Here is a 1,694-nt window from a genome sequence, read left to right as displayed (position 1 = left end):
CCCCCCCCCCCACACACCACCCACTCCCCTCGCCCCCCGCGCTACTCCCCCCCGGGGGGGGGCGCCCGCGGGGGGCGGCCCCGCCGCCCCGCGCCCCCCCGCGCAACGAGCGCATGAGCACTGCCAAGGTCGAGTGCAACGCCTGCCCGGTGCTGTGCCAGATCTCCGACGGCCGCACCGGCGCCTGCGACCGCTACGCCAATCGCGACGGCGTGCTGGTGCGCGTCGATCCGGTGGTGCTGCTGCGCCGGACGATCGAGAGCGAGGCGCCGGCGCTGGTGCCTTTTGATCGCCCGGGCGCCGAGCCCGCCACGGCGCAGGCCCCCGACTGGAACGGCGACCTGCTGCACGCCGACGAAGTCTTCGTCACCGGCGTGGGCTCGTCCACCACCTACCCCGACTACAAGCCCGCGCCCTTCATCGTGGCTTCCAAAGCCCAGGGCGTCGACATGGTCACCGTCGTCACCGAAGGCATCTTCAGCTACTGCAGCTTCAAGGTGAAGATCGACACCGACCGCTTCCTCGGCTCCGAGCAGGCCAACGTGCGCTACCGCGGCGAGGTCGTGGGCCACGTCACCACGGCCGAGTACGGCTCGCAGATGCTCTCGCTGGGCGGCGTGCACCACCTCACCGGCGGCAGCAAGAAAGAAGGCCGCATGACGGCCGAGCTGATGCAGCTGCTGGGCAACAAGAAGGCCGTGGAGTGCACCATCGACGGCGGCTCCACCCTTGTCATTCAGGCCGGTAGGGCGCCCATCGTCAACGGCGTGGAAGAGCAGCGCATGCGCGTGGGCTGCGGCTCGGCGGCGGTCGGCATCTTCGCGCGCCAGTTCGCGGGCGTGGCCGACGAGGTGGTGGTGGTCGACGACCACATCACCGGCGTGCTCACCGAGCACCAGGCCGGCCGCTGCCTCGACATGGCGCCCTCGGGCATCCAGATGCTGGGGCGCAAGTCGACGCCGGGGCGCTACTTCCAGGTGGCGAATCCGGGCAACGGCTGGGGCGGCACCGACATCGCCGATCCGCTGGCGATCATCGAGGGCTGGGAAGAGGGCGTGGCGCGGCCCGGCCTGCGCCTGCTGATGACCTCGACCACCGGCGAGCACGCGCAGTGGTACGTGCTCGACGATGCGCTCAAGCCCGTCGAACAGCCGATGCCGCCCGAAGTGAAGCGCATCGTCGATCGCATCGGCGAGAACTGCGAGCCTTCGCTGTGCACCGTGCTGTTCCTCGGCGGCGCCGGTGGCAGCCTGCGCGCGGGCGTCACCGAAAACCCGGTGCTGCTCACGCGGGCCATCAAGCGCGCGCTGGTCAACGTCACCTGCGGCGGCGCGCCGGCCTACGTGTGGCCCGGCGGCGGCATCACCGTGATGGCCGATGTCATGCGCATGCCCGACAACAGCTTCGGCACCGTGCCCACGCCGGCCATCGTCGCGCCCATCGAGTTCAGCATGCGGCGCGACGACTACGCCGCGCTCGGCGGCCACATGGAGCACATCTTTTCGCTCGAGCAGGCGCTCGCGCGCGGTGCATGGCAGGAAGACGGCGCACCGCTCGCACGCCAATGGCTCGCGATGGACGATGCCAACCCGTGGCCGCTCGGCCACGCACCCATGCTGGGTTGATAAATGCTCGCGTCGACGTGCGCCATGGCTGTGGCTCCTTCCCCCTCTGGGGGAAGGCTGGGATGGGGG

The 1,694-nt window shown here is 70.8% G+C and carries 1 protein-coding gene; it reads left to right on the top strand.

Annotated features, from left to right (window positions below; all coding sequences use genetic code 11):
* Positions 1-113 precede the first annotated feature (113 nt).
* Positions 114-1,625, top strand: coding sequence for a 6-hydroxynicotinate reductase (locus ACCC97_RS28700; RefSeq protein ID WP_413336356.1), 1,512 nt, complete (start codon positions 114-116; stop codon positions 1,623-1,625).
* The last annotated feature ends 69 nt before the right edge of the window (positions 1,626-1,694 follow it).

Origin of the sequence: Variovorax sp. Varisp85, from assembly GCF_047304045.1 — a bacterium.
Classification (GTDB): Bacteria; Pseudomonadota; Gammaproteobacteria; order Burkholderiales; family Burkholderiaceae_C; genus Variovorax.
This window is presented reverse-complemented; position numbering and strand designations above follow the sequence as displayed.

Excerpts from the sequence above, each read along its gene's own strand:
- ACCC97_RS28700 (WP_413336356.1), top strand. The coding sequence starts at position 114 with ATGAGCACTGCCAAGGTCGAGTGCAACGCCTGCCCGGTGCTGTGCCAG.